Annotated in this window: 17 protein-coding genes; 15 read left to right on the forward strand and 2 right to left on the reverse strand. The window is 64.1% G+C overall.

All coding sequences use genetic code 11. From position 1 onward, the window contains the following. Window positions 1-153: 153 nt before the first annotated feature. Genes pstC through phoR form a run of 6 tightly spaced genes read left to right on the forward strand, consistent with a single transcriptional unit; the run spans window position 154 to window position 5,593 of the window. Entirely contained in the window at window positions 154-1,086 is a 933-nt protein-coding gene (pstC, locus tag FA90_RS03560) for a phosphate ABC transporter permease subunit PstC (protein ID WP_239700976.1), read from the forward strand. A 1-nt stretch (window position 1,087) separates the two neighbouring features. Next, window positions 1,088-1,954, forward strand: a complete 867-nt coding sequence (pstA, locus tag FA90_RS03565; protein WP_036166000.1) for a phosphate ABC transporter permease PstA — start codon at window positions 1,088-1,090, stop codon at window positions 1,952-1,954. 25 nt (window positions 1,955-1,979) lie between these two features. Further along, the gene (gene pstB / locus FA90_RS03570; protein WP_036173953.1) at window positions 1,980-2,795 is read left to right on the forward strand and encodes a phosphate ABC transporter ATP-binding protein PstB; all 816 of its coding nucleotides are present in this window, start codon (window positions 1,980-1,982) and stop codon (window positions 2,793-2,795) included. Between the two features lie 45 nt (window positions 2,796-2,840). Further along, window positions 2,841-3,566, forward strand: a complete 726-nt coding sequence (phoU, locus tag FA90_RS03575) for a phosphate signaling complex protein PhoU (protein ID WP_036166003.1) — start codon at window positions 2,841-2,843, stop codon at window positions 3,564-3,566. A gap of 6 nt (window positions 3,567-3,572) precedes the next feature. Further along, window positions 3,573-4,268, forward strand: coding sequence for a response regulator (locus FA90_RS03580; protein ID WP_036166006.1), 696 nt, complete (start codon window positions 3,573-3,575; stop codon window positions 4,266-4,268). A 32-nt stretch (window positions 4,269-4,300) separates the two neighbouring features. Then, complete coding sequence (phoR, locus tag FA90_RS03585) at window positions 4,301-5,593, forward strand: phosphate regulon sensor histidine kinase PhoR (RefSeq protein WP_036173956.1); 1,293 nt, start codon at window positions 4,301-4,303, stop codon at window positions 5,591-5,593. An 8-nt stretch (window positions 5,594-5,601) separates the two neighbouring features. On the opposite strand, the gene FA90_RS03590 is transcribed toward phoR, so the two are convergent. Next, window positions 5,602-7,839, reverse strand: coding sequence for a TonB-dependent siderophore receptor (locus FA90_RS03590; RefSeq protein ID WP_051971374.1), 2,238 nt, complete (start codon window positions 7,837-7,839; stop codon window positions 5,602-5,604). A gap of 298 nt (window positions 7,840-8,137) precedes the next feature. Between FA90_RS03590 and FA90_RS03595 the strand changes: the two genes are divergently transcribed. The 6 genes from FA90_RS03595 to FA90_RS03620 all read left to right on the forward strand — a co-directional run bounded on the left by FA90_RS03595 (window position 8,138) and on the right by FA90_RS03620 (window position 15,303). Next, on the forward strand, window positions 8,138-9,043 hold the full coding sequence (locus FA90_RS03595) for a patatin-like phospholipase family protein (RefSeq protein WP_373994587.1): 906 nt from the start codon (window positions 8,138-8,140) through the stop codon (window positions 9,041-9,043). Between the two features lie 30 nt (window positions 9,044-9,073). Next, a complete protein-coding gene (locus FA90_RS03600; protein ID WP_036166021.1) occupies window positions 9,074-9,481 on the forward strand; it encodes a heme-binding protein in 408 nt (135 codons plus the stop codon). A gap of 253 nt (window positions 9,482-9,734) precedes the next feature. Then, on the forward strand, window positions 9,735-10,910 hold the full coding sequence (gene carA, locus FA90_RS03605; RefSeq protein ID WP_036166024.1) for a glutamine-hydrolyzing carbamoyl-phosphate synthase small subunit: 1,176 nt from the start codon (window positions 9,735-9,737) through the stop codon (window positions 10,908-10,910). A gap of 3 nt (window positions 10,911-10,913) precedes the next feature. Further along, window positions 10,914-14,144: a carbamoyl-phosphate synthase large subunit gene (gene carB, locus FA90_RS03610; RefSeq protein WP_036166026.1), complete on the forward strand. Its 3,231-nt coding sequence runs from the start codon at window positions 10,914-10,916 to the stop codon at window positions 14,142-14,144. Window positions 14,145-14,362: 218 nt separating this feature from the next. Beyond that, entirely contained in the window at window positions 14,363-14,836 is a 474-nt protein-coding gene (gene greA / locus FA90_RS03615; RefSeq protein WP_036166029.1) for a transcription elongation factor GreA, read from the forward strand. Window positions 14,837-14,847: 11 nt separating this feature from the next. Next, window positions 14,848-15,303: a DUF4149 domain-containing protein gene (locus tag FA90_RS03620; RefSeq protein WP_239700523.1), complete on the forward strand. Its 456-nt coding sequence runs from the start codon at window positions 14,848-14,850 to the stop codon at window positions 15,301-15,303. Between the two features lie 67 nt (window positions 15,304-15,370). Here the strand turns inward: FA90_RS03620 and yhbY are convergent, their stop codons facing one another. Continuing rightward, on the reverse strand, window positions 15,371-15,841 hold the full coding sequence (gene yhbY / locus FA90_RS03625; protein WP_036166032.1) for a ribosome assembly RNA-binding protein YhbY: 471 nt from the start codon (window positions 15,839-15,841) through the stop codon (window positions 15,371-15,373). Between the two features lie 43 nt (window positions 15,842-15,884). Between yhbY and FA90_RS03630 the strand changes: the two genes are divergently transcribed. The 3 genes from FA90_RS03630 (at window position 15,885) to folP (ending at window position 19,630) form a co-directional block, all read left to right on the forward strand. Continuing rightward, window positions 15,885-16,532, forward strand: a complete 648-nt coding sequence (locus FA90_RS03630) for an RlmE family RNA methyltransferase (protein WP_036166035.1) — start codon at window positions 15,885-15,887, stop codon at window positions 16,530-16,532. Window positions 16,533-16,798: 266 nt separating this feature from the next. Next, on the forward strand, window positions 16,799-18,679 hold the full coding sequence (gene ftsH, locus FA90_RS03635; protein ID WP_036166038.1) for an ATP-dependent zinc metalloprotease FtsH: 1,881 nt from the start codon (window positions 16,799-16,801) through the stop codon (window positions 18,677-18,679). Between the two features lie 111 nt (window positions 18,680-18,790). Next, on the forward strand, window positions 18,791-19,630 hold the full coding sequence (folP, locus tag FA90_RS03640) for a dihydropteroate synthase (protein WP_036166041.1): 840 nt from the start codon (window positions 18,791-18,793) through the stop codon (window positions 19,628-19,630). The last annotated feature ends 18 nt before the right edge of the window (window positions 19,631-19,648 follow it).

Genomic DNA, 19,648 nt, shown 5'->3' on the forward strand with positions numbered 1-19,648 from the left:
CAGGTGGGTATTCTGCATCCAAGGCAGGACAAGAGATTGAATAAAGACATGAACGCACAAACCGCGATCGCCGCTGAAAAAGAAGTGCAGTGGACCGAGAATGCAGCGCAGTTCGGCCTCGACGACGCCAGCCATGCGGCGCTGCGCAACACCATGCGCGTGCAGCGCATGCAGGACTTCTTCTTCCACAAGATCACCATGCTGTTCGCGGCGCTGGTGCTGGTGGTGCTGGTCGGGATCATCGTGTCCCTGGCGATCGGCGCCGCGCCGGCCTTCAAGGAATTCGGCCTGGGCTTCATCACCACCGCCGAGTGGGATCCGCCCAACGACAAGTTCGGCGCCCTGATCGCCATCACCGGCACCCTGGTTACCTCGGGCATCGCGCTGCTGCTGGCCTTCCCGATCAGCTTCGGCATCGCCCTGTTCCTCACCGAAATCTGCCCGGCCTGGGCGCGCCGCCCGATGGGTACGGCGATCGAACTGCTGGCCGGCATCCCGTCGATCATCTACGGCATGTTCGGCCTGTTCGTGTTCGTCCCGTTCTTCGGCGACCACGTCCAGCCGGTGCTGAAAAACACGCTGGGCGTGCTGCCGATCATCGGCCCGCTGTTCCAGGGCCCGGCCATGGGCCTGGGCCTGCTCACCGCCGGCGTGATCCTGGCCGTGATGATCATCCCGTTCATCGCCTCCGTGATGCGCGACGTGTTCGAGATCGTCCCGGCCGTGCTGAAGGAATCGGCCTATGGCCTGGGCTGCACGCGCTGGGAAGTGGTGCGCAAGATCGTGCTGCCGTACACCCGCGGCGGCGTGGTCGGCGGCGTGATGCTCGGCCTGGGCCGCGCGCTCGGCGAGACCATGGCCGTGACTTTCGTGATCGGCAACGCCAACGACCTGTCGCTGTCGCTGTTCGCACCGGGTAACTCGATCTCGTCGACCTTGGCCAACGAATTCGCCGAAGCCAGCTCGACGCTGCACGTGTCCTCGCTGATGGCGCTGGGCCTGATCCTGTTCGCGATCACCTTCATCGTCCTGTCGGCGGCCAAGATCATGCTGCTGAAAATGTCGCGCAACGAAGGTGCAAAATAAAATGGAAAACATCAATACTCCCGCAGTCAATCCGGTTTACCGCCGCCGCCTGCTGGCGCACCGCCTCGGCATGGCCCTGTCGATCGCCGCGATGGTGATCGGCCTGGGCTTCCTGGCATGGATCCTGGTCACGCTGCTGATGGAAGGCTTCCACGGCCTGACCGCCAGCCTGTTCACGATGGACACGCCGGCCCCCGGCAGCCCGGGCGGTCTGCGCAACGCCATCGTCGGCAGCCTGCTGCTGGTCGGCCTGTCGACCCTCATCAGCACCCCGATCGGCATCCTGGCCGGCATCTACCTGGCCGAGTACGGCCAGAACAACAAGTTCGCCGCCGTCACCCGCTTCGTCACCGACGTCATGCTGTCGGCGCCGTCGATCGTGATCGGCCTGTTCGTGTACGCGCTGTACGTGGCCAAGGCCGGCCACTTCTCGGGCTATGCCGGCACCATCGCGCTGTCCCTGATCTCGATCCCGGTCGTGCTGCGCACCACCGACAACATGCTGCACCTGGTGCCGAACGCGCTGCTCGAAGCCGCGTTCGCGCTGGGCGCGCCGCGCTGGAAGGTGGCGCTGATGGTGCGCCTGCGCGCGGTCAAGGCCGGCGTGATGACCGGCGTGCTGCTGGCCGTGGCGCGTATCGCCGGCGAGACCGCGCCGCTGCTGTTCACCTCGCTGAACAACCAGTTCTTCAGCCTCGACATGAACCAGCCGATGGCCAACATGCCGGTCGTGATCTACCAGTTCGCGATGAGCTCGTACGAAGACTGGCGCAACATCGCCTGGGGCGGTGCGCTGCTGGTGACCTTCAGCGTGCTGTTCCTGAACATCCTGTCGCGGACCGCGTTCCGCCAGAAAAACCCGCAATGACGCGTAAAGCGAATCCATCATGATGATGACTACGACCATGACCGCCCCGGCCTCGAACACCAACGCCAACGCGAACGCCGGCCCGAAGGCCAAGACGATCGAGATCTCCGGCCTGAATTTTTACTACGGCAAGGCGCACAGCCTGAAGAACGTCAGCCTCGACATCCACGACAAGCAGGTGACGGCCTTCATCGGCCCGTCCGGTTGCGGCAAGTCGACGCTGCTGCGCACGCTGAACCGCATGTACGACCTGTACCCCGGCCAGCGCGCCGAGGGCTCGATCCAGTACCGCGGCCGCAACATCCTGGAGCCTGGCGTCGACGTCAACATGCTGCGCGCGAAGGTCGGCATGGTGTTCCAGAAGCCGACTCCGTTCCCGATGTCGATCTATGACAACATCGCTTTCGGCGTGCGCCTGTACGAAAACCTGTCCAAGGGCGAGATGGACGAGCGCGTGGAATGGGCGCTCAAGAAGGCCGCGCTGTGGACCGAAGTCAAGGACAAGCTGGGCAAGAGCGGCCTGTCGCTGTCCGGCGGACAACAGCAGCGCCTGTGCATCGCGCGCGGCGTGGCGGTGAAGCCGGACGTGCTGCTGCTGGACGAGCCGACCTCGGCGCTGGACCCGATCTCGACCTCCAAGATCGAAGAGCTGATCAGCGAACTGAAGGGCGACTACACGATCGCCATCGTGACCCACAACATGCAGCAGGCCGCGCGCTGCTCGGACTACACCGCCTACATGTACCTGGGCGAGCTGGTCGAGTTCGGCGAGACCGACCAGATCTTCCTGAATCCGTCGAAAAAGGAAACCCAGGACTACATCACCGGCCGTTTCGGTTGAACGTTGGCATCAGTTAATATAACGAGATAAGACAGGATAGAAGACATGGCAGGCGATCACTCATCCAAGCAGTACGACCAGGAGCTCGAAGGCATCCGTTCGAAGGTGCTGCTCATGGGCGGCATGGTGGAAACCCAGTTCGACGAGGCGGTCAACGCTTTCCGCGTCGGTAACAGCGACTCGGCCGACAAGGTCATGGCCGACGACCACGCCGTCAACCAGCTCGAAGTCCAGCTCGACGACGCCTGCAGCCACCTGATCGTGCGCCGCCAGCCGGCCGCCAACGACCTGCGCACCGTGATGGCGACCATCAAGGTGATCACCGACCTCGAACGCATCGGCGACGAAGCGACCAAGATCGCGCGCACCGCCAAGAGCCTGCACGAGCGCGGCCTGGTCAGCTTCAACCATTACGAAGTCGTGCGCACGATCTCGCGCGCCACGGCCGACATGCTGCACGACGCGCTCGACGCTTTCGCGCGCCTGGACGGCAAGGCCGCGGTGCAGATCATCGCCCAGGATGACGTGATCGACTTCGAGTTCCGCTCGATCATGCGCAACATGATCACCTTCATGATGGAAGACCCGCGCACGATCTCGTCGGCGCTGGACACGCTGTGGGTGGCCAAGGCGATCGAACGCATCGGCGACCACGCCAAGAACATCGCCGAGTACGTGATCTACGTGGCCGAAGGGCGCGACATCCGCCACTCCAAGCCGGCCACCGGCGAACGCGGCGTCGGCGAAGCGCCGGCCCAGGCGCAGGGCTGATCGGCGATGGCGTCCACTACGTCCATCCTGATCGTCGAGGACGAACCGGCGATCGTCGAGCTGGTGAGCTATTCGCTGCGCGAGACCGGCTGGGATATCCGCACCGCGCCGAACGTGGCGTCGGCCTGGGAGGCGGTGACGCAGGCGCGGCCCGACCTGCTGCTGCTGGACTGGATGCTGCCCGACCAGAGCGGCCTGCGCCTGCTGTCGCGCCTGCGCGGCGACCGCGACTTCCAGGACATCCCGGTCATCATGCTGACCGCCAAGAGCATGGAAGAAGACAAGATCGCCGGCCTGAACACCGGCGCCGACGACTACGTCACCAAGCCGTTCTCGCCGCGTGAATTGCTGGCGCGCTCGAAGGCGCTGTTGCGGCGCAAGAGCCCGCACCTGGCCGAGGCGCCGCTGTCGGCCGGTGCGGTCACGCTCGACCCGAGCAGCTGCACCGTCACCCTGAACGGGCGCCAGCTCGACATGGGCAATGCCGAATACCGCCTGCTCAAGTTCCTGATGGCGCACCGCGAGCGCGTGTTCTCGCGCAGCCAGCTGCTCGACAAGGTCTGGGGCGACGCCGCCGCGGTCGAGGAGCGCACGGTCGACGTGCACGTGCTGCGCCTGCGCAAGGCCCTCAAGGAAGCCGAAAAGCTGATCAAGACGGTGCGCAGCGTCGGCTACATGCTCACCGAAAAAGAGCCGCAATGAAAGAGATGGAATAAGTGGAAGACAGCTCCGCCCTGAATCCCAGGCTGGTGTTCTGGGTCCCGGCCGTGCTGCGCCTGGGCCTGGTGGCCGGCGCTGCGGGCATCGTGTGGTGGATGGCGGGCGCGGTGACCGCGCTGGCCTTCGCCCTCGTCATCGTCGTCACCCTGCTGGTCGTGCAGCTGAACTACCTGCACAAGCTGGGCGAATGGCTCAACGACCCGAAGAGCGGCAAGCTGCCGGACGGGTGGGGCGCCTGGACCGACGTGTTCGCGCGCCTCTATCGGCTGCGCCGCGACGACGAGCGCAACCGCGATGACCTGACCGAATGGCTGGCGCGTTTTCGCCAGGCCATGCATCTGCTGCCGGAAGGCGTGGCGATCATGGACGACGTGCTGTTCCTCGAGTGGTGCAACCCGGCCGCCGAGCGCCACCTCGGCCTGACGCTGGAACGCGACAAGGGGCGCCGCGTCACCAACCTGATCCGCCATCCCGAGTTCATCGACTACGTCATCCTGGGCCGCTACGAGCAGCCGCTGACGCTGGCCATCCGCGGCCGCAAGCTGGTGGTGCAGGTCATCCCGTTCGAAAACCGCAGGCAGATCCTGGTGACCCACGACGCTACCGAATCCGACCGCATCGAAGCGATGCGGCGCGACTTCATCGCCAACGCCTCGCACGAGCTGCGCACGCCGCTCACCGTGGTGGTCGGCTTCCTGGAAATCGCGCTGGCCGATCCCGGCCTGGATGCCGAGACCCGCACCGCCCACCTCAAGCTGATGACCGAACAGGCCCAGCGCATGCAGCGCCTGATCGAGGACATGCTGACGCTGTCGCGCCTGGAGTCGGACGAGTATCCGCTCAAGCGCGAGCGGGTCGACGTGCACAAGCTGGTCGAGCAGGTCGCCAACGACGCGCGCGCGCTCTCGAACGGCCGGCACCAGATCGAGTTCGAGGTCGACGGTCCGGACCTGATGGGCAGCGCCGAGGAACTGCGCAGCGCCTTCGGCAACCTGGCCACCAACGCGGTGCGCTACACCCCGGCCGGCGGGACCATCAGGCTGGCCTGGCGCCGTGGCCCGGACGATTTGCGCTTCGAGGCGTGCGACACCGGCATCGGCATCGACGAGCAGCACATCTCGCGCCTGACCGAGCGCTTCTACCGTGTCGACAAGAGCCGCTCGCGCGAGACCCAGGGCACCGGCCTGGGCCTGGCGATCGTCAAGCACGTGCTGCTGCGCCATGGCGGCAAGCTGTCGATCCGCTCGACGCCGGGCAAGGGCAGCGTGTTCACGGCTTCGCTGCCGAACACCTCGCTGCAGGGCTAGCGCGTCATCTAGAAGCTCAGCTCCAGCGTCGCGCGCAGCATCGTGAAGCCCGGATAGATCGTGCGGCTGCGCTGGACGCTGCCGTCAGGCGAGGTGTAGCTGCTGGCGCTGATGAAATCCTGGCGCAGCAGGTTGGAGGCGGCCAAGCGCAGCTGGCGCCTGGCGTCGAACTTCCACAAGGCGTACAGGTCGAAGTCGCGGCGCACGCTCTGATACGTGACCTGGTTGCCCGACACGCGCACTTCGCCGCCATTCTTGAAGACGAAACTGCCGCCCGTGGTGAGCCGCCCCAGCTTGTAGTCCGCGCCGAGCGTGCTCGAAACCGGTGTCTGGTCGAGCAGCCGGTTGTTCGGTCCCGGAATCGCATCCACGCTCGACCAGTTGCGCGACAGGCTGGCGCGCAGGTCGAGCGCGGTGGTGGTGTCGATCAGCGCCTTGAGCGGGAACTTGGCTTCGAACTCGAGCCCACGCGCACGCGCGTGGCCGGTGTTCACGGGCAGCGAGACCCAGCGGCTGCCGTCGAAGAGGGTCTGCTCGCGCGTATTGTTGTCGATGTTGCGGCCCGACGCGCTGAGCGACACCAGCGCGCCCTCGGCCCAGTAATGCTCCCAGGCGGCATCGAGACCGAGCGCCAGCTCGGGCTTGAGCTCGGGGTTGCCGATCGAATCGGGATCGGTCTGATTGTTGTTGACCGAAGTGAAGCGGTGCGGGATCAGGCGTTGCAGGTCGGGCGCCCGATAGGTGCGCGTGAGCGCCAGGCGCAGCTGGTCGCCTTTCGTGTCGGGGATCTTGTACAAGGTCTGGAACAGCGGGCTCCAGACGTTCGAGCGGTTGTGCGCGGTGGAGAAGGTGTTGCCCGCGACCCGCGTGTGGATGCCTTCCCAGCGCACGCCCAGGTACACCGACCAGTTTTTTGTGACGTTCCATTCGTCCTGGCCGTACAGCGCCATGCGGGCGACGTCGGCGTGGTAGACCTCGTCGCCGCCCGGCGGCACGACCTCAGGTCGGTAATAGTCGCGGTCGCGGCGCGCATCGTCCTCGGTCTGGTAGCCGCCGTCCCAGCCAGCCGCCAGCGCATGGCCCTCCCAGCTGGCGCTGGTGAACTTGCCCATCGTGTTCATGCCACGGATCGTGGCGTTCGACTTGATCAGCTCGTGCAGCGCATCCACGTCGGGACTGCCGGCGCCGGTGCGGTAGGTGGCGTTGGCGGGGCTGCCCGCGGTGGCGCTGATCTTGGCGTCGAGCTTGGCGCCGGACGCGAAGGCGCGGGTCCAGTTGAGCTCCTCGCGCACGTTCTTGCCGTCGTTGCTCACGGTCTGGTCGAGGACCGGGTAGGCCGGCGCCGGGCCGAGGCGGGTCGCGACCAGCGTGCCGACGTCGTTCTCGAAATGGTTGATGTTGACGAAGGTCTGCGAACTCAGGGTGTCGCCGTTGTCGAGCTTCCAGACCAGGCGCGGACTGAGATTCAGGAACAGGATGTGGCCGCTCTCGGGCAGGCTGCCCAGGCGCAGGCCATCGGGCTCGCCGGCCGCATCGATGTGCTCCTCGACGTTGTGCGTCGTGCGCGTGTAGTGCTCGCGCCTGACGTTGGCGCTCAGCTCCCACGACAGCGCCCCCGCCTTGTCCGCCAGCTGCAGGTTGGCGTTCGGCCCCTTGATGTCGCCGGCGCTGGAATAGCCGAGCTTCAGCTCGCGCTGGCCGGCCTTGACCGTTTTCTTGAGCACGACATTGATGGTGCCGGCGATCGACTGGGTCGAGAACTCGGCGCTCGCGGCGCGCAGCACCTCGATGCGCTCGACCAGCTCGGGCGCCAGCGCATCGAGCGTGAAGCCGGGCGGGGCTTTTTCGCCGTTGATCAGGATCTGCGTATAGCCGCCGCCCAGGCCGCGCATGCGCACTTCGCCGCCGCGCCCGCCAGCCCTGCTCACCGTCACTCCGGGCACGCGCTTGAGCGCATCGAGCACGCTGGTGTCGCCATACTTGAGCAGCTCGTCACGGTTGACGACGATCCTGCTGGCGGTATCGTCGCGCCGCGGATCGTAGGCATTCAGGGCGCCGCGCACCTCGACCTGTTGCACGTTATTGTCCTTCGCATCCTTGCCGTCCCTGGCGGCGCCATCGCCACGGACTGAGGTGGCTTGCCAGGCCTGCGCCGGCGCTGCGGCCAGGGCGATCGACAGGGCGGTCGCCACGGCGGCGGCAAGCTGGCTCAGGCGAATCGGACGGGGAGGGGGCTGGGTGTGCATATGAGAAGCCTGTAAGGGACAAGGTTTTCAAGGTCGCGAAATATGCGCAAAGATAGCATTTATAATTGCTAGGATAAAGTAATTTAACTGATAACATCACAGACTTTGAGCGAGAGCCGGACAGCGGTCCAGGCAAATGCGCCAACCCGTGCATTCCTTGCGGCAAACCGGTCCCCTGAACGGTTTCGTCGCAGATGGCCGGCGCGGGATCGAGGCGAAGCCGGCATTGGCCTGGAACGGGTTACAATCCTGGCTTTAGTCCACGTACCCATTCAGGCCCATGGTTTCCCGACGTTCCATGCTGTCCGCGTTGGCCGCCTCGCTGGTGGCCGGTTGCGGTTCATCGCCGACCAAACCGGTGGCCGTCGCCGCCGCGCCCACCCCGGCCCCGCTGCTCCTGCGTAAAGTGCGCATCGCCCTGGCGCTGGGCGGCGGCGCCGCGCGCGGCTTCGCCCACATCGGCGTGATCAAGGCCCTGGAAGCCCAGGGTATCTATCCCGACATCGTGGTCGGCACCAGCGCCGGCTCGGTGGTCGGCTCGCTGTACGCCTCCGGCTTCTACAACGGCTTCGCGCTGCAGAAGATCGCGATGGAGATGGACGAGGCCACGATCTCCGACTGGGCGCTGCCGTTCTTCAGCAAGTCGCCCGGCGTCCTCAAGGGCGAGGCGCTGCAAGCCTACGTCAACAAGGCCGTGCGCAACACCCCGATCGAAAAGCTCAAGATCCCGTTCGGCTGCGTCGCCACGGATCTGAAGAACGGCCAGCCGATCCTGTTCCGGCGCGGAAACACCGGGCTGGCGGTACGCGCATCGTCGTCGGTGCCGAGCGTGTTCCAGCCGGTCGCGATCGGCGGCCATACCTACGTCGACGGCGGCCTGGTGGCGCCGGTGCCGGTGCGCTTCGCGAAAGAGATGGGCGCCGAGTTCATCATCGCCGTCAACATCTCGAGCGCGACCGAGGCCCAGGCCACGGCCAGCTCGCTCGACGTGCTGATGCAGACCTTCACCATCATGGGCCAGCGCCTGAACCATTTCGAACTCAAGGACGCCGACATCGTCATCACGCCGCAGCTGGGCACCATGGGCAGCGCCGACTTCAACGGCCGCAACCTGGCCGTGCTGGCCGGCGAGCAGGCCGCGGCCGGTGTGATGGGCGAACTCAAGGCCAAGCTGCGCGCCAGGCAGGCGACGCCGGCCACCTGATTTTTTCACCGCACCACCGATAAGGAAGCCATGAAGACCAAACCCGTCCTGACCCTGGAAGACGTCAAGAAAATCGCCGCCGCCGCCGAGGCCGAAGCCAATGCCAACAACTGGAAAGTCGTGATCTCGGTCGTCGACGACGGCGGCCACCTGCTGTGGCTGCAGCGCCTGGATGGCGCAGCGCCGATCTCCGCCCACATCGCCCCGGCCAAGGCCAAGACCGCCGCGCTGGGCCGCCGCGAATCGAAAATCTACGAAGACATGATCAACAACGGCCGCGTGTCCTTCCTGAGCGCACCGGAACTGGAAGGCCTGCTCGAAGGCGGCGTGCCGATCGTGGTCGAAGGCGAGACCGTCGGCGCGGTCGGCGTGTCGGGCGTGAAATCGGCCGAGGACGCGCAGATCGCCAAGGCCGGCATCGCGGCCCTGGGTCTCTGATTACTGCGGGAATGACCCAAGGGAATGGGTCGCCGGCGATTGCCGGCAAGGGCAAATCGCGCTATAATTCGGAAGTTTATCCACACTACTATCTGCCGTAGCGATTACCCACCCATTCCTTTTCTAACGTCCTGCAATCGCGGGCGCCGACCAGCAAAACTGCGTCGCTCGCATTCGCCCAACCCCGCATCGGGGGCGGGCTTCAGGTCGGTCTGACGTGGCCCAGCTACGGCAACTTTCACGGGAGTTGCCCTTGCCGCCATTTTTTTCTGGCCCAGCCGTTCCAGCCATCCTGGCCCTCGCAGACGGAACCATTTTCAAAGGCGTTTCGATCGGCGCCGCCGGTCACACGATCGGTGAAGTGGTCTTCAATACGGCCATCACCGGTTACCAGGAAATCCTGACCGACCCCAGCTATTCGCGTCAGATCGTCACGCTGACCTACCCGCACATCGGCAACCAGGGCGTGAACCCGGCCGACGTGGAGGCGTCTAAAGTCCATGCCGCCGGCCTGATCATCCGCGACCTGCCGCTGCTGGCATCGAACTTCCGCTCGACCCAGTCGCTGTCGGACTACCTGAAGGCCGAAGGTACGGTCGGCATCGCCAACATCGACACCCGCAAGCTGACCCGCATCCTGCGCGAGAAGGGGGCCCAGAACGGCGCGATCCTGACCGGCACCCAGGGCAACGAGCCGTCCGAGGCGCAGGCGCTGGAACTGGCGCGTTCGTTCCCGGGCCTGAACGGCATGGACCTGGCCAAGGTCGTGTCGGTCAAGGAGCCGTACGAATTCACCGAGACCGAATGGAAGCTGGGCGAGGGCTTCGGCAAGCAGGACAAGCCGAAGTACCACGTGGTCGCTTTCGATTACGGCGTCAAGCGCAACATCCTGCGCATGCTGGCCGAGCGCGGCTGCAAGGTCACCGTGCTGCCGGCGCAAGCCACCGCGGCCGAGGCCCTGGCCCTGAACCCGGACGGCATCTTCCTGGCCAACGGCCCTGGCGACCCGGCCCCGTGCACCTACGCGATCGAAGCTTCGCGCGAACTGATCGAGAAGGGCATCCCGACCTTCGGCATCTGCCTCGGCCACCAGATCATGGCGCTGGCCTCCGGCGCCAAGACCGTGAAGATGAAGTTCGGCCACCACGGCGCCAACCACCCGGTGCAGGACCTGGACAGCAAGCAGGTCCTGATCACGTCCCAGAACCACGGCTTCGCGGTCGACGCCGCCACGCTGCCTTCCAACTGCCGCGTGACCCACGTCTCGCTGTTCGACGGCTCGCTGCAGGGTTTCGAGCGCACCGACAAGCCGGCCTTCTGCTTCCAGGGCCACCCGGAAGCCTCGCCGGGGCCGACCGACGTCGCCTATCTGTTTGACCGTTTCATTAGCAAGATGAGCAGCAACATGACTGCCGCCCGCGGAGAATAATACATGCCAAAACGTAGTGACATCAAAAGCATCCTGATCATTGGCGCGGGCCCGATCGTCATCGGCCAGGCAGTGGAATTCGATTACTCCGGCGCCCAGGCCTGCAAGGCCCTGCGCGAAGAAGGCTACAAGGTCATCCTGGTCAATTCGAACCCGGCGACCATCATGACCGACCCGGAAACGGCCGACGTCACCTATATCGAGCCGATCACCTGGAAGGCGGTCGAGCGCATCATCGACAAGGAGCGTCCCGACGCGATCCTGCCGACCATGGGCGGCCAGACCGCGCTGAACTGCGCGCTCGACCTGCACCGCCACGGCGTGCTGGACAAGTACAAGGTCGAGCTGATCGGCGCGACCCCGGAAGCCATCGACAAGGCCGAAGACCGTTCGAAATTCAAGGACGCGATGACCAAGATCGGCCTGGGTTCGGCCAAGTCGGGCGTCGCGCACACGATGGACGAGTCGCGCGCCGTGCAGCGCGAGCTCGGCTTCCCGGTCATCATCCGTCCGTCGTTCACGATGGGCGGCTCGGGCGGCGGCATCGCCTACAACGAAGAAGAATTCGAAGCGATCTGCAAGCGCGGCCTGGAAGCCTCGCCGACCTCGGAACTGCTGATCGAAGAATCGCTGCTCGGCTGGAAAGAGTACGAGATGGAAGTCGTCCGCGACAAGAAGGACAACTGCATCATCGTCTGCTCGATCGAAAACCTGGATCCGATGGGCGTGCACACCGGCGACTCGATCACCGTCGCGCCGGCGCAGACGCTGACCGACAAGGAATACCAGATCATGCGCAACGCCTCGATCGCGGTGCTGCGCGAGATCGGCGTCGACACCGGCGGCTCGAACGTGCAGTTCTCGATCAACCCGAAAGACGGCCGCATGATCGTCATCGAGATGAACCCGCGCGTGTCGCGTTCCTCGGCGCTGGCCTCGAAAGCGACCGGCTTCCCGATCGCCAAGGTGGCCGCCAAGCTGGCCATCGGCTACACGCTGGACGAGCTGCGCAACGAGATCACCGGCGGCGCGACCCCGGCCTCGTTCGAGCCGTCGATCGACTACGTCGTGACCAAGATCCCGCGTTTCACGTTCGAGAAATTCCCGACCGCGGACAAGCACCTGACCACGCAGATGAAGTCGGTCGGCGAAGTCATGGCGATGGGCCGCACCTTCCAGGAATCGTTCCAGAAGGCGCTGCGCGGCCTGGAAGTCGGCGTCGACGGCCTGAACGAAAAGACGCGCGACCGCGAGAAGATCGAGGAAGAGCTGGGCGAGCCGGGACCGGACCGCATCTGGTACGTGGGCGACGCGTTTGCCCAGGGCTTCACGCTGGAAGAAGTGCACGGCCTGACCAAGATCGATCCGTGGTTCCTGATCCAGATCAAGGAAATCGTCGACATCGAGCTGTGGCTGGATCACCAGAAGCTGGAAAGCCTGGACAAGCCGACGCTGTACAAACTGAAGCAAAAGGGCTTCTCGGACCGCCGCCTGGCCTTCCTGATGCAGACCACGCCGCAGGCGGTGCGCGAGAAGCGCCACGCTTTGGGTATCCGTCCGGTCTACAAGCGCGTCGACACCTGCGCCGCCGAGTTCGCCACCAACACCGCCTACATGTACTCGACCTACGACGAGGAGTGCGAGGCCAACCCGACCGACAAGAAGAAGATCATGGTGCTGGGCGGCGGTCCGAACCGCATCGGCCAGGGCATCGAGTTCGACTACTGCTGCGTGCACGCGGCGCTGGCGATGCGCGACGACGGCTACGAGACCATCATGGTCAACTGCAATCCGGAGACCGTGTCGACCGACTACGACACGTCGGACCGCCTGTACTTCGAATCGCTGACGCTGGAAGACGTGCTCGAGATCGTCGACCTGGAAAAGCCCGAAGGCGTGATCGTCCAGTACGGCGGCCAGACTCCGCTGAAACTCGCGCTCGACCTGGAAGCCAACGGCGTGCCCATCATCGGCACCTCGCCGGACATGATCGACGCCGCCGAAGACCGCGAGCGTTTCCAGCAGCTGCTGCAAAAGCTCGGCTTGCGCCAGCCGCCGAACCGCACCGCGCGCACCGAAACCGAAGCGCTCGCCCTGGCCAACGAGATCGGCTACCCGCTGGTGGTGCGTCCTTCGTACGTGCTGGGCGGCCGCGCGATGGAAATCGTGCACGAGCAGCGCGACCTCGAGCGCTACATGCGCGAAGCGGTCAAGGTGTCGAACGATTCGCCGGTGCTGCTGGACCGCTTCCTGAACGACGCGATCGAAGTCGACGTCGACTGCATCTCGGACGGCGTCACCACCTTTATCGGCGGCGTGATGGAGCACATCGAACAGGCCGGCGTGCACTCGGGCGACTCGGCCTGCTCGCTGCCGCCGTACTCGCTGTCGCAAGAGACCATCGACGAACTCAAGCGCCAGACCTCGCTGATGGCCAAGGGCCTGGACGTGGTCGGCCTGATGAACGTGCAGTTCGCGATCCAGCAGTCCGAAGTCGACGGCAAGACCGTGGATACCGTGTACGTCCTGGAAGTGAACCCGCGCGCCTCGCGCACCGTGCCGTTCGTCTCGAAGGCGACCGGCCTGCAGCTGGCCAAAATCGCCGCGCGCTGCATGGTCGGCCAGACCTTGGAACAGCAGGGCATCACGAAAGAGATCGTCCCGCCGTTCTACAGCGTCAAGGAAGCCGTGTTCCCGTTCGTGAAGTTCCCGGGCGTCGACACCATCCTCGGCCCCGAGATGAAGTCGACCGGCGAAGTCATGGGCGTGGGCCAGACCTTCGGCGAAGCCTTCGTGAAGTCGCAGCTGGCGGCCGGCATCACGCTGCCCAAGTCCGGCAACGTGTTCCTGTCGGTGAAGTCCTCGGACAAGCCGCGCACCGTCAAGCTGGCGCGCGAACTCGTCAACCTGGGCTTCACGCTGGTGGCGACCAAGGGCACCGCGGCCGTCATTTCCGCCGCCGGCATCCCGGTCAGCCCGGTCAACAAGGTGGTCGAAGGCCGGCCGCACATCGTCGACATGATCAAGAACCACGAGATCGCGATGGTCGTGAACACGGTCGAGGAAAAGCGCAATGCGATCGCCGACTCGCGCACCATCCGCACCTCGGCGCTGCAGGCGCGCGTCGTGACCTACACGACGATCGCCGGCGCGGAAGCGGCGGTGCAGGGCATGGGCTACATCGACGATCTGCGTGTCTACGATTTACAAGGCCTGCATAAGACCTTAAACTAAAGGGGACTCGCAAACCTGCTGCGCGTTGCCACGCCGGCCGGCGATGCTCGCTGTACTTGAGTACAGCTGCGCTTCTTGGCCACCGTGGCCGCCGCTCGCTACGGTTTTCGAGGCCCCCGATGCGTCGGGGGTTTGCATATCAGTAAAACCACAGTGTTCGCGCGGCGTGCGTCGCGTGATCCTGTGGTTTTAACTTTTTTAATACTAAATATACATCCATGAACACTCCATTGACCAAACACGGCGCCGAACTCCTGAAGGAAGAGCTGCACCAGCTCAAGACCAAGGAGCGCCGCAGTGTGATCGATGCGATCGCCGAAGCGCGTTCGCACGGCGACCTGTCGGAAAACGCCGAGTACGACGCGGCCAAGGAGCGCCAGGCCTTCGTCGAAGGCCGGATCGCGGAACTGGAGCAGAAGCTCTCGACCGCCCAGGTCATCGACCCGTCCACGCTCGACGCCGAAGGCCGCGTCGTGTTCGCCTCCACCGTCGACCTCGAAGACCTGGACAACGGCCAGAAGGTCACCTACCAGATCGTCGGCATCGACGAAGCCGACCTGAAGCAGAACAAGGTCTCGGTTACCTCGCCGATCGCGCGCGCGCTGATCGGCAAATACGCCGGCGACGTGGTCGAGGTGCAAGCCCCGTCCGGCCCGCGCGAATACGAAATCCTCGAAGTCCGTTATATCTGAGCGTTGACGCTTTGATCAACAACAAGGCGATTGTCAACGCACGTCTGTTGCTGGCCGCCCTGTGGGCCGGCAGCGTGTGGGCAGTCAGCTACCTGGCCGCGCCGAGCGCCTTCAGCGTGCTGGGCAGCACCCAGGCCGGCGACGTCGTCGCCGTCATGCTGACGCGCTCGGCCTGGCTGGCGATCGTGCTGGCCGTGCTGCTGGCGCCCCTGGTCGCGCGCGCGCCCGACCTCGACGCGCGGCGGCGGCGTTGGCTGTTCGGCCTGATCGCGGCGATGCTGGCCTGCAGCCTGGGCGTCTACCTCGGCCTGCAGCCGGCCATGGCGGCGATCCGTGCGGCGGCCGGGCCGGCCGGCGTGCGCGCGTCGCCGCAATACGGGACCTTCATGGCGCTGCACGGGGCGTCGCAAGTGCTGTACCTGCTCGAGAGTATTCTGGGCGCGCTGCTGGTGGTGAAGAGCCGCTAGTGCTCGCGCGGCGGCAGGCGAAAAAAAACCGGGGCAGCGGCCCCGGTGCATGTTATAAAAACGGCCCTTATTTATTGAGCGCGTTTTTCTTGCTGCTGGCCTGGCGCGGCTTGGCGCGCTTGATGTTGCCGCCCTGGGTGACGCGTTCGTTACCCTTGAGCAGGACCTTGGTGACGGTCGGTTTTTTCGTGCCGCTCGGGCTCGGTTTGACGATGGTGACTTCGCGCAGGCCCTTGCCGGCCTTGCCCGAGCGTTCCTTGACTTCATCTTTCTTCGGGCGATACAGCACCAGCAGCTTGCCGATGTGCTGGACCGGGGCTGCGTCGAGGTCTTCGCAGATCTGTTCGTAGATCGCGACGCGCTCTTCGCGGTCGTCGCCGAATACGCGCACCTTGATCAGGCCGTGCGCATCCAGGCTGGACGAGATTTCTTTCAGGACGGCCTCGGTCAGGCCGGCTTCGCCGATCATCACGACGGGATTGAGTCCGTGGGCTTCCGCACGCAGGGCAGAACGCTCGGCCGGTGTAAGTTTGATCATAATAATTTTTTGATGGTACCAATAAAAGCAGTATTCTACGCGAATGGCCAAGAACAAATTCAATAAAAACTGGATTCACGACCACATTAACGACCCTTACGTGAAATTAGCGCAAAAAGAGGGGTTCCGGGCACGCGCGGCCTACAAATTGAAGGAAATCGACGAGGAGGAAAAACTGATCCGGCCGGGCCAGGTCATCGTCGACCTCGGCTGTACGCCCGGCAGCTGGGGCCAGTACACGCGGCGCAAGCTGGCCGGCGGCGACGAGGGCGGCATCAAGGGCACGATGATCGGCCTGGACATCCTGCCGATGGAGCCGATAGCCGACATGCACTTTATTCAAGGTGATTTCCGCGAGGAAGAGGTGCTCGCCCAATTGGCTGATATCCTGGAAGGGCGCCAGGCCGATCTGGTGCTGTCCGACATGGCGCCGAATTTGTCGGGTATCCCAACCGCCGACGCGGCACGTATGGAGCACTTGATCGATCTTGCTATTGAGTTCTCGCAAATGCACCTCAAGCCAACCGGCGCATTGTTAGTGAAATGTTTCAAGGACATGGGGTTTACGCAGAACGTCGAGAAGTTCCGCGACGAGTTCAAAGTGGTCAAGCAGATCAAGCCCAAGGCCAGCCGCGACAAATCGTCGGAAATCTTTTTGCTGGGCCGGGGTCTGAAAAATCCAAGCGCCTGAAAAAGCCGGGCGGAAACTGCTGAAACCAAGGATTTTGCTCCAATCGCTCTTGATATTTGGGAGCACAACCACACATCACCCGTGGGCGATCAGTCCTGGAGCCGGTTCTCTCGTCGCTGAGCGAGCTTTCGTGCGCAGCGGAAATGAAAACCCGTTATAGTTACGTTAAGGCTTGACAAGCGGCGTGCGTGGCACGGCCCGCTTATTGCGGTAAAATCCGCGTTTGAACCAATGGGAAAAGATGCGTCCGCATCAGAGGAGTTTTCGTGAATAATATGTTTTCCAAATCCGCCATATGGGTGGTGGTCGCGCTGCTGTTGTTCATGCTGTTCAAGCAGTTCGACAACCACAGCGCCTCGGGCGGCAGCAAGACGATTGCTTATTCCGAGCTGCTCGATGACGTCAAGGCTAAAAAGGTCAAGGATGTCGTCATCGAAGGGACGAGCATCACGGCAACCCTCAACGACGATTCGCGCGTACGCGCAACCGCGACCATGCTGGATCGCGGCCTGATCGGCGACCTGCGCGACAACAACGTGCACTTCGACGTCAAGCCGCCCGAGGAGCCGTCGTTCCTGCAGCAAGTATTCATCTCCTGGTTCCCGATGCTGCTGTTGATCGGGGTCTGGGTATTCTTCATGCGCCAGATGCAAGGCGGTGGCAAGGGCGGGGCTTTCTCGTTCGGCAAGTCGAAGGCGCGCATGATGGATGAGACCAATAACACCGTCACCTTCTCCGATGTCGCCGGCTGCGACGAGGCGAAGGAAGAAGTCGGCGAAATCGTCGATTTCCTGAAGGACCCGACCAAGTTCCAGAAGCTGGGCGGCCGTATCCCGCGCGGCGTGCTGATGGTCGGTCCCCCGGGTACCGGCAAGACCCTGCTGGCGCGCGCCATCGCCGGCGAAGCGAAAGTGCCGTTCTTCTCGATCTCCGGCTCGGACTTCGTCGAGATGTTCGTCGGCGTCGGTGCGAGCCGTGTGCGCGACATGTTCGAGAACGCCAAGAAGCACTCGCCTTGCATCATCTTCATCGACGAGATCGACGCGGTCGGCCGTCACCGCGGCGCCGGCATGGGCGGCGGCAACGACGAACGTGAACAGACCCTGAACCAGCTGCTGGTGGAGATGGACGGTTTCGAAGCGTCGTCGGGCGTGATCGTGATCGCCGCGACCAACCGCGCCGACGTGCTGGACAAGGCGCTGCTGCGTCCGGGCCGTTTTGACCGCCAGGTGATGGTTGGCCTGCCGGACATCCGCGGCCGCGAGCAGATCCTGAACGTGCACATGCGTAAAGTGCCGATCGGTACCGACGTGAAAGCCGACATCCTGGCGCGCGGCACCCCGGGCTTCTCGGGCGCCGATCTCGCCAATCTGGTCAACGAAGCAGCCCTGTTCGCCGCGCGCCGCAGCAAGCGCCTGGTCGAGATGAGCGACTTCGAAGACGCCAAGGACAAGATCTACATGGGTCCGGAGCGCAAGTCGATGGTGATGCGCGAGGAAGAGCGCCGCAACACGGCCTATCACGAGTCGGGCCACGCGGTGATCGCCAAGCTGTTGCCGAAGGCCGATCCGGTGCACAAGGTCACGATCATGCCGCGCGGTTATGCGCTCGGCCTGACCTGGCAGCTGCCCGAGCACGACAGCCTGTCGGGCTACAAGGACAAGATGCTGGAAGAGATCTCGATCCTGTTCGGCGGCCGTCTTGCCGAGGAAATCTTCGTCGGCCAGATGTCGACCGGCGCCTCGAACGACTTCGCCCGCGCCACCAAGCTGGCCCGCTCGATGGTGACCCGCTTCGGCATGTCGGAGAGCATGGGCGTGATGGTGTACGAGGACGACGCGAACGACGGCTTCTTTGGCGGTTCCGTCAAGACCATCTCGGAAGCGACCCAGCAGAAAGTCGATGCCGAGATCCGCAATATTCTCGACAACCAGTACAGCCTGGCGCGCCGCCTGCTCGAGGACAACCGCGATAAGGTCGAAATGATGACCAAGGCCCTGCTCGAATGGGAAACCATCGATGCCGACCAGATCAACGACATCATGGCCGGTCGTGATCCGCGTCCGCCGAAGACCCCGACGCTGACCAAGCGCAATCCGCCGAGCGACAATGGCGGCGTGCCGCAAACCACGACGGCGCCGGCCTGATTCTTCGCCTGGCAAGTAATACGCCAACGAAAAGACACCCCGCGGGGTGTCTTTTTTTTTGTCCAGCGATTATCGTGCGTATTTGCGTCTTTTGTTTCAGGTGGTTCGATCATGTGTCAGTATTTTCAATGCGGCCGTTTCGGCTTCGACCTCGCCCAGCGTCCCCTGGTCATGGGTATCCTCAACGCCACTCCCGATTCGTTCTCGGACGGCGGCCGCTACCAGGCGCTCGAATTCGCGATGGAGCGCGCCGAGCAGATGATCAAGGATGGCGTCGACATCATCGATATCGGTGGCGAATCTACACGGCCGGGCTCGCCCAGCGTGCCGCTGGCGCAGGAACTCGACCGCATCATGCCCGTCATCTATGGCTTGCGCGAACTGGGCTATCCCTTGTCGATCGATACCTGCAAACCCGAGGTGATGCGCGAAGCCATCATCGCCGGCGCCGACATGATCAACGACATCAACGCTTTCCGCGCGCCCGGCGCGATCGATGCCGTCAAGGATGGCGATTGCGGCCTGTGTGTCATGCACATGCAGGGCACCCCGCAGGACATGCAGGCGCAGCCGCATTACGAGGACGTGGTGGCGGAAGTGGTCGCCTTCCTGCGCCAACGTGTCGACGCCTTGCTGGCGGCAGGTGTTGTACCGGAGCGCGTCACGATTGACCCGGGATTTGGCTTTGGCAAGACTGTCGAGCATAATGTCGCCTTGCTTCGCAGCATCGGACGCATGCAGTACGAACTGGGCTTGCCCGTACTGGCCGGTCTGTCGCGCAAGTCGATGATCGGCGCGCTCACCGGGCGTCCCCTGGAGCAGCGCCAGGCCGGCAGCATCGGCGGTGCATTGGCTGCGGTAGCGCAGGGCGCGCGCATCGTGCGGGTCCATGATGTGGCAGAAACGGTGGACGCGCTGAAGGTCTGGAACGCGGGCACCACGGAAATTTAACGAACAACGAGAAATACA

It is taken from the genome of Massilia sp. 9096 (assembly GCF_000745265.1).
In the GTDB taxonomy this organism is placed as follows: domain Bacteria; phylum Pseudomonadota; class Gammaproteobacteria; order Burkholderiales; family Burkholderiaceae_D; genus Telluria.